We start from the raw sequence: 7,342 nt of genomic DNA, 5'->3' as shown, positions 1-7,342 counted from the left end.
CTCCTTGGCAAACGTCCGCGTAACTTCAGTTACTGAGAGGCGCACGCAAAACGCGCGGCACTGACATTCGACGTTCAGACATTCGCACCTTCGACTACTCGCCGCGGTCGAGCGCCTGCCACGCCGGGACCGGGATTTCCTCCGGACGGGCATTGCCGCCCAAGCCCGTCGTGGCCTCAAGCGTGGCAAGCCAGGCGCGCCCGTCGTCCGGGAGCCTGCCGCGCAGGAGCGGGCGGATCTGTTTGCGACGCTGTTGAAAACAAGCGCGAATGAGAGCCTTCGTCTCCGCGCGAAACACATACGGCTGCGCCCGGCGCACCAAGTGCAGCAGACACGAGTCCACGTCAGGACGCGGGTGAAAACACGCGCCCGACACCCGATGCCCGGGCGCCACCTCAAAAGCCGACTGCAACAAGATTGAGATGCCGCCAAACAGTTTGGACCCCGGCTGCGCCACGTAACGCTGGGCCGCCTCCAATTGCAGCATCAACACCATGCGCAAAGGCAACGGCCCCGACAGCACGGCATCCATCCACGGCGTGGAGATGGCGTAAGGCAGGTTGGCCACGATTTTGAAGTCGGAGCCAGAGCCCGTGCCGGTCGCTGCGGCCGCCGCCGGCTTCAGACCCGCCAGCGGGAACTCGACGGCGTCGCCCTCCATGAGATGCAACGTGCCGGGAAACTCCGGTGCGAGCGTGGCTGCGAGGTGGGCGTAAAGGGCGGCGTCTTTTTCCACCGCCCACACATTGGCACCAGCGATGAGGAGTGCGCGTGTGAGCGTGCCAAGGCCGGGCCCGACCTCAACCACGGTATCCCCGGCGGAGACGGCGGCGAGTTCGAGGGATTTGCGCACGATGTTGCCATCCACGAGGAAATTCTGCCCGAGGAAACGCTTGGGCGTGTGTCCGAGGCGGGCGAGCAATTCACGGGTGGCTGAAGGCGAGAGTGGCATGCACGAGAGTCGAATGCCCGAAACCCTGAATGTCGAATATCGAGTCAGCACCACGCCCGGCAAACGCTCGCGTCAACGTCCGGTCACTTCCACGGAAAGTTTTTGCACACCAAGTCCGGTAATCTCCAACGCGGCGGGGGCGGGGCCTACTGCTTGTTTAAAATCAACCCGCGTGCGGCCGATGCTTTTGTTTTGGACTGTGAAATTTTGTTCGGTCAACACAAGTGGCGGCAAGGTGACGGTGAGCGGCAATGAGGATGTCTCCATGGCGGAAGTGGCGACGGCTGTGGGACGGCGAATTTTAAGGGCTCCGGATGCCCCGCTCACTTTGACCGTCACAGGCTTCGAACCGGTGGCTTGCAAGCGCATCGTTGTCTGACCGGAGGCATCAGTCCATGAGACGGCTTCGACGCCCCGCGCGATCTCACGGATGGTGATCTTCACGGGGTCAACGGGGGCGGTTTCAAAACGTTTCGCAAAGACGGCTCCTGACGGCACGGGGATGGAGTTGAAGCGAGTTTCAACAAGGGCGCGCCGGGCGGCGGGCACGGTTTTTTCGAGATATTTTCTCTCTCTTGCGAAGATGGGGCTGTCCATGAACACGGCGTTGTAAATCACGTTATCAAGTAATGAAGGATCGGATACGGGCACGGCCCAGTGGTGGCGTCCGAATCTGGCGATGCCAACAGAGCCCTGCCAGTCGCCGGTAAGACCGTAGTCGGGCAATGCGCTGGAGAGGAAGGCGCGGGCGTCCTTGGGCTGCGGCGGGTAGAGGAAGGCCATCGCCGGCTTGTGCGCGAGCCAACGGGGATCGGTCCGGGCGGCGCGGCCAAAGGTGGCCAGCCACTCCTGCTGACGCGGGTCGTGCTGGAGATCGAAGCCGGTCCAGTTGTTGTCGCCTTTGCCAGCTTGCAGACCGATGCCAAACAGGAAGGCACCCTTGGCGCCCATTTCGAGGAGGCGGTTCATGTCGTTGTGAAGCTGCTGGCGGTTGCGGAAGACGAGGTGTTTGTCGTGCCAGTGAATGGGGTTGCTTTCCGTGACGAGGCTCCAGACAGGCTGCGGATTTTGCGCGACTTCGCCCCAAGTGGCGGCGCCGTTGAAGTAGGCGAGTTCCTCGCCCGTTCCGTAGGCTTCCATGCCGAGCCCGTCGATGCCGCGGACTCCGCGCTGGTTGATCCAGAGGCTCGACGTCTGGCCATGTCGCTTGGCCACGATGGGCACGTCAAAAACGTTGCGAAAGTGCGCGGTGACGGAGGCAACGCGGCGGCGCAGGAAGTCCTCGCGAGCTGCGCACATGTCGAGCCACATGCGGGAGCGGTTCATCTCGACGGCAAAAGTGGCGCCGGTGGCCTCGCTAACGACGTATCCAAGATTCCACCACGAGGATCCGGCCTCGCCGCTGATGAGCGGGATGAGTTGCGAGGCTTGGGCGAAGGTTTTGACGGAGGCGGGCGGCAGTCCCCAGGCGTCGATGAGGGCGGCGGGGGCGGTGTAGCGTTTGCCGAGCCAGCCGGCGAAAGCAGCGCGCCATTCATCGGAGGAGGGGAGGAAGTTGCGGGGGGCACTGTACTCGTTGGCGATGGGATCGATGAGGAAGCGGAAGTTGGGGCCGGGCTTGAGTTGTTTGAGGAAGTCGGTGCGGTGTACCGGATTTTCCATGATCCAGCGTTTGGTGCCGCTGCGGACGACAAACTTCACGTCCACACCGCCGGGGTGCTGGTTCTTGATTTCGAGGGAGAAGCCTTCTTTGCCGGCTTCAAGGCGTCCGGCCTTGATGAGGGAGCCGCTGATGGTGTTGACGATGGCATACCAGGCCTGGAGGGTTTCGCCGTCCTTGAGCGACTCGGCGGCTTTGGGCGTGAACTCGGCCTTGCCCGGCGTGGCAACGTGAACGATTCCCTGGGTGTTGGAAATGAGGTAGCCGGGCTCAAAGGTGCAACTGGTGGAGGCGAGTTGGAGGCCGTGGCGGAATCCGAGTTTTTCGAGGAGATCGAGAAGGCGTTGCGTGTGCTCGACAGGACGGTTCCAGACGGAATTGAGGTACATGTCTTCAATGCCGTGCTGGCGCGCGGTTTCGAGCATGGCGCGGTCGAGTTCGAAATTGGCGTCGGTGGTGCGGTAGAGGTAGCGGGGGATGAACATCGCGCCAAAGGGGATGTAAGGCGCGCCGTCCCAGATGAGGGTGTTGTTGGCGTCCACATGCCACGCGTGTTTTTGACCATCGCGGTCGATGTAGGCACCGGCAGACGCGGCGGGGGCAGTGGGCGTGGCGGCCGTGATCGCGGGCGGGACAAACAGGGCCAGCGCGAGGACGCAGAGGGGGAGCAGAGTGGGTTTCATAACGAGAAAAAGGGGTGCCGGATGGAGGCGAAGAGAGCCATGTTTTTTGCACGTTAGCCGTAACGTGAGTTCAGGCCATGCATGTTTCATGCTCCATGGACGCATTGATGGTCTCACTCGTGTCGCAGGAAAAGTCGCCGCTGACCACGCGCTCCGGTTCGCCCGGCAGACGGATGCGGGCGGTGATGCCCGCTGGGAGGAGCAGGCGGGTGTGGAGCTTGGCGGCTTCACCGTTGAGACCGCGCGTCCAACTGGCGTGGATGGAGCCGCGCGGGGTGGGGACTGTGATGTCGGCGCGGGTTCCATAAAACACGGGACACCACTCGATCTCGCTCCAAGCGGGAGCGGTTTGCGTAATGCCTCCAAGGATACGCTGAAGGTGAAACACGGGATGCGCAGACCAGGCATGTGAATGGCTTTCCTCGCCGCGCCGCGGCGCAAACAGTTCCCAAGTGGTGCCATGCTCCGCCATGGGTGCCCAGTGGCGGGCAATGAACGCCACGACTTCGCGACCGTAACCGCGCTCGGTCAGCACGGTGAAAAGGTAGGTGATCCAGTAGGCGGAGGGCATCGCTTTGGCTGCGGCGGATAGAAGTTGCGCGCGTTCGTCGCGGATGAAGGGGAGCAGGATTTGTTGGAGGATTGTGTGTTCGTCGAGTCCGTCGGCTTCGTCCATGCCGACAGCGAGAGCAAGCGTCTGCGCGTGCAGGCTTGTGGTGGCGACGCGGCTGCCGGAGGCGTCCAGGCCGTCACAAAGCAGGCCGTCGTCCGTGATAAGCGCGCGCAATGCGGCGCGGAGCCGGTGCGCCCAAGCGTCGAGCGTGGCGGCTTCGTGTTCGGCATCGGGCCGGGCGCTGGCGCGGTGGAGGGCGGAGAGTTTTTGCAGCGCGAGGAGGAGCCAGAGGCTGTAAAGAGCAGGCTGACCGTCTTTGGCGAAGTCGGTCCAATCGAGAAAGAGCCAGAAGCGGGGATCGTGGCAGAGGAGACCGGTGCGTGGGTCGGTGTGCTCATGGAAGTAAGCAAGTGCGCGACGCACGGTTTCGTGGTGGGTGAGCAGGGGTTCGGTGGAGCCGGTCTGCCAGTAAAAATCCCACAGCGTGAGGAGCCAGATGAGGGTGAAGTCGGGCAGGATGCAGCCGTGCGCGATGGTTGGAGCGTGGCCGTAGGTGAGGCCGTCTGGCGTCGTCTGGCGCGCGATTTGCGCGATGCCGCGACGGAAGAGTCGAGCGTCGTTGACGAGCGCAAAGGTGTTCCAGGCCTGCACGCGAGCGTCGCCCCACCACTGGGCTTGTTCGCGCCAGGGGGTGTCCACATAGGCGTCGAGCGAACAGCATTGCTGCGTCCATGCGCAGGTTTTCCAGATGCGATTGAGCAGAGGATTGGAGCTTTCGAATTTTCCCTCCACCTCAAAGGGGTATCCTGTCCAGTCGAGGCCAACTTCGATGTGGAGGCCATCGGCGGCGGCGTCTCGCACCGTCAGGTCGAGATACCGGAATCCGTAGTGATGATAAAACCGATACGTGTAGTCACCGGCGCGGCAGATGAGACGATCGCCAAACGCCATGCGACACCAGGTTGGGTCGTGCTGGTCGATGGTGAGAGTGTCGCGATCGATGGTTTCGCCGAGGTGTGTATCGATAATTTCACCACCGCGCGCGCCTCGAATCGTGAGGACGAGGTTGCCGACCACGGTGTGGCCAAAGTCGAAAAGGAAACTGCGATAATGGCCGGGGGGGGGGGGGGGACCATGCACTGACGCGCAGTCTTCGCAAGCGACGCCGCTGCGAGGCTGGTGCGATCGATCCTCGGCGCGGCGCAGCGCAACGACATCGCGGACGGCGCGATAACCGTCCGCGTTTTGGCCTCCGCCAACACCGAGCAAGGCGATCGGACGGATGGAGCGCTCGGCGAGTTGCGGAATGCCGCGTGGTTCCAACGAAAACCATGGAGCGCAATTCCAATGGAGAGTCTCCGGCGCGGACCATCCGGTGTCATTAAAATCCAATGACGTCCAGTCCGTGCAGCCAGAGCCGCAGGCAGAGGCGGACGCCTGGCGCAGGTCGATGTGTTCTTGCGGGAAGAGCTGGATGCTGGAGGTGACGGTGTCGCGCGTGATGCCGGGCTGGCGGATGGAGCGCCACGTGGCGTCGCTATTAAGCGTCACGTCCACCTCCTCCCAGCGAGCGGCAACGAGCAGGCCGGCGAATCCGTGCGAAACGTATTGGAAGGTGCCAAAGCCGGGGTTGTAGGCGCGAACGGCGATGATGTTGCGGCCGGGGCGCAGGTGGGGGGCGAGGTCGATTTCGTCGTAGGGCCAGCTGGCCTGATAACCGCGCGCGGGGCCGCGGGCGAGGAAGACGCCGTTGACGTAGAGGCGGTAGGATTGGTCGGCGGTGATGAAGAGGGGGGCGCGGGCTGGGAGCTTGGCGGGGGGGGGGGGGGGGAGGTCGAAGGTTTTGCGAAAGAAGGCGTAGCCGTTGCGAATGTCCCACTGGTGGTTTTCCGGCCAAATCCATTGGGAGCGCCCAAAAATGCGGGCTTCGTTTGAGGTATCTTTTCCGGGGGGCTGGGCGGACTTGTTCATCATGGAATATCGGATACAAAACACCGCCGCCACGTCGTGGCGGCGGTGTGGGTGATGAGATTCTCGTGGCGGGGGGGGGGGGGGGGGGACGGGCTTGTCTTCTACTTGCGGCGGCGGAGGACGCTGGCAGCGAGGATGGCCGCGCCGCCGAGGAGCGCGATGGTGGTGGCGGGTTCGGGGATGACTCCGCGCGAAAACACTCCGGTACCCATGTCATATATCCAGCCGCCGCCGGCCCAGAGGTTTTGTGCTCCGGCGACTTTGGTGAGGGTGGCGTCGAGAGCCCGGAGCGTGAAGCTGCTGCCATAGGTGGCGGAGATATCGCTGGCCAGAAAGGCCAGCGAGGCACCTTCGGCGACGTCGGCGAGGTTGAAGCTGAGAGTGAAGGTGCCATCGAGAATCGCCGTCCCCGTGCCTGTCATGACGTTGACGATACCGTCCTTGCCGGCGTTGAGGTTAAACAGGATGGAACCGGTGGCGGCGAGTTCGAAGGTGGAACCGGCGGCGATGGTGGTGGCGCCGCTGTAGGTGCTGGCACCGGAGAGGATGAGGTGGCTGTTGGCCAGAGTAGCAAGTTTCCCGGCTCCGGAGATGATGCCAGAAATCTCAAGCGTTCGTCCGGCTGCAGTCGCCCCGGCGTTGAGAGTGGATGTGGCATTGCTAATGGTCACGTTGCCCGCCCAGACCGCGTTGGATGTTGTGCTGGAGGAAATGAGGTTCTCGGAACGACTGCCGTCCACCACCGTCAGGGAATTCCCGGAAATGGTCAGTCCATTGATATCGAGTGTTCTGGCAGGAGTCCCCGACTGATACCCGACCATCCGCACGCTGGTTCCGGTGCCCAGCGCATTCGCGTTGGCAAGCTTGACGGTGCCACCCAGATTACTGCCGTTGCCGATCGAAACCTGTGTGCCAAAAGTATTTGACCCTCCAAGCACCAGCAATTCGCCAGCTCCCAGATTCATATTGGTCACGGACGTCACGATATTTGAATTTATGGTCATGATACCGTGGTCGGCGCGCACACCATCAGCAGTGGTGAGTGTCAGGGTGCCGCCGGAGAGCGTGTAATTGGCCACTTCACTTGAAGTGTATTTGTATTGCCGGACGCTGGCTGCGGTCACGCCAGACGCGTCGATTGTCACGGTGAAATTCCCGGCGGGAGTGCCGGCCGGCCCACTACTACCCCCGCCGCCAAACATGGCGCCGTCCGCGTTGCTCGTCCAGGCAGTCCGCACTGTTCCGGCAGAGGCGTTGGCGGTCCAGTTTACGTTTGCCGCATTCCAGACTCCGTCGCCGTTCTGTGCGCCGGCATCGTCTGACAAATCCCACACTTTGATCGCCGCGCCGAGAGGGGAGGACATTACGGTAAGAGCAAACGCCAGCAGGCCGGAGGCGAGGGCGCGCGAAGCAGGATAGGTTTTTTCGGGTTTCATGATCGGGTCGATTTTAGAGTTATTGCG

4 protein-coding genes are annotated in these 7,342 nt (G+C 62.7%); all 4 read right to left on the bottom strand.

From position 1 onward, the window contains the following. Positions 1-94 precede the first annotated feature (94 nt). The 4 genes from rsmA to OBACDRAFT_RS01170 all read right to left on the bottom strand — a co-directional run bounded on the left by rsmA (position 95) and on the right by OBACDRAFT_RS01170 (position 7,315). Complete coding sequence (gene rsmA / locus OBACDRAFT_RS01185; RefSeq protein WP_043582173.1) at positions 95-952, bottom strand: 16S rRNA (adenine(1518)-N(6)/adenine(1519)-N(6))-dimethyltransferase RsmA; 858 nt, start codon at positions 950-952, stop codon at positions 95-97. A 72-nt stretch (positions 953-1,024) separates the two neighbouring features. Continuing rightward, positions 1,025-3,295: a hypothetical protein gene (locus OBACDRAFT_RS01180; RefSeq protein WP_232766486.1), complete on the bottom strand. Its 2,271-nt coding sequence runs from the start codon at positions 3,293-3,295 to the stop codon at positions 1,025-1,027. Between the two features lie 70 nt (positions 3,296-3,365). Then, positions 3,366-5,879, bottom strand: a complete 2,514-nt coding sequence (locus OBACDRAFT_RS01175; RefSeq protein WP_232766482.1) for a family 78 glycoside hydrolase catalytic domain — start codon at positions 5,877-5,879, stop codon at positions 3,366-3,368. A 101-nt stretch (positions 5,880-5,980) separates the two neighbouring features. Then, positions 5,981-7,315 carry a PEP-CTERM sorting domain-containing protein gene (locus OBACDRAFT_RS01170; RefSeq protein WP_043582171.1) on the bottom strand — a complete coding sequence of 445 codons (1,335 nt, stop codon included), beginning with the start codon at positions 7,313-7,315 and terminating at the stop codon, positions 5,981-5,983. Between the last annotated feature and the right edge of the window lie 27 nt (positions 7,316-7,342).

Source organism: Geminisphaera colitermitum TAV2, assembly GCF_000171235.2.
Lineage (GTDB): Bacteria > Verrucomicrobiota > Verrucomicrobiia > Opitutales > Opitutaceae > Geminisphaera > Geminisphaera colitermitum.
The sequence above is the reverse complement of the archived record's forward strand: the minus strand, read 5'-3'. Positions and strand labels throughout refer to the sequence as shown.

Excerpts from the sequence above, each read along its gene's own strand:
- rsmA (WP_043582173.1), bottom strand. The coding sequence starts at position 952 with ATGCCACTCTCGCCTTCAGCCACCCGTGAATTGCTCGCCCGCCTCGGA.
- OBACDRAFT_RS01180 (WP_232766486.1), bottom strand. The coding sequence starts at position 3,295 with ATGAAACCCACTCTGCTCCCCCTCTGCGTCCTCGCGCTGGCCCTGTTT.
- OBACDRAFT_RS01175 (WP_232766482.1), bottom strand. The coding sequence starts at position 5,879 with ATGAACAAGTCCGCCCAGCCCCCCGGAAAAGATACCTCAAACGAAGCC.
- OBACDRAFT_RS01170 (WP_043582171.1), bottom strand. The coding sequence starts at position 7,315 with ATGAAACCCGAAAAAACCTATCCTGCTTCGCGCGCCCTCGCCTCCGGC.